Below are 1,039 nucleotides of genomic sequence, written 5' to 3' on the forward strand. Positions count from 1 at the left end.
TTCGACGATCTCGCCGCTGACGGGCATGTAGACATCGGCGGCGGCCTTGACGGACTCGACCACGCCGGCCACATCGCCCTGGTTGAAGCTGGTGCCCACGGCGGGCAGGTCGACGAACACCACATCGCCCAGCGCGTCCTGCGCGTGGAGGGTGATGCCGACGATGGCCGCGTCAGGGTTGGCGGCGTTGATCCACTCGTGGTCCTTGGAATACTGGATGCTCATGGCTTGCTCCGATAGAAACTGAAAAAAACCTGTGAAACGCGGTTTGAGAAAGGTCAGTGCGCACTGTAGCGGCATGCGATGGCAGGAAAAACGAATCCGCCGAACTCGATCCACGCCAAGCGCGCAGGCTGTCCTCAACCGCGGTGATAGCGGGGCGCCACGAAGGGCGTGGCCTGCACCTGCATGGGCACGGCCTTGCCGCGCACCATGGCCTGCAGCGTGGTGCCGACGGCGGCGCTGCCCGGCTCCACGTACGCCAGGGCCACGGGCTGGTTCAGCGTGGGCGACAGCAGGCCGCTGGTGACCTGGCCGACCTTGCGGCCGCCGGCATCCAGCAGCTCCGTGCCTTCGCGCACGGGCACGCGCTCCAGGGCCACCAGGCCCACGCGCTTGCGCGTGAGCAGCTCGGGCGACTGCAGCTGGGCCAGCACGGTGGCCGCGCCGGGAAAGCCGCCTTCGCGCTCGCCACCTGCGCGGCGGACCTTCTGCACGGCCCAGTTCAGGGCGGCCTCGGCCGGGGTGGTGGTCGTGTCCAGATCGTTGCCGTACAGGCACAGGCCGGCTTCCAGGCGCAGCGAATTGCGCGCGCCCAGGCCCACGGGCCTGACTTCGGGCTGGGCCAGCAGGGCACGGGCAAAGGCCTCGGCGTGGCTGGCGGGCAGGGAGATCTCGAAGCCGTCCTCACCGGTGTAGCCGCTGCGCGTGATGTACAGCTCGGCCCCCTCCCAGTCGAAGTGGCCGCCTGTCATGAACACCAGGCCGGCCGTGTCGGGCAGCAGGCGCTCCATGGCGGCTGCGGCCTGCGGGCCCTGCA

Annotated in this window: 2 protein-coding genes; both read right to left on the reverse strand. The window is 69.5% G+C overall.

Annotated elements, in window-relative coordinates; translation table 11 throughout:
- Positions 1 to 225: glycine cleavage system protein H (locus L995_RS17365; RefSeq protein WP_047472770.1), on the reverse strand; the 225-nt coding region annotated here is incomplete at its 3' end.
- Positions 226 to 359: 134 nt separating this feature from the next.
- On the reverse strand, positions 360 to 1,039 hold a 680-nt coding region (locus L995_RS17370; RefSeq protein ID WP_047472771.1), incomplete at its 5' end, for a glycine cleavage T C-terminal barrel domain-containing protein.

The sequence above is a fragment of the Delftia sp. ZNC0008 genome (assembly GCF_000799035.1).
GTDB classification, from domain to species: domain Bacteria; phylum Pseudomonadota; class Gammaproteobacteria; order Burkholderiales; family Burkholderiaceae_C; genus Comamonas; species Comamonas tsuruhatensis.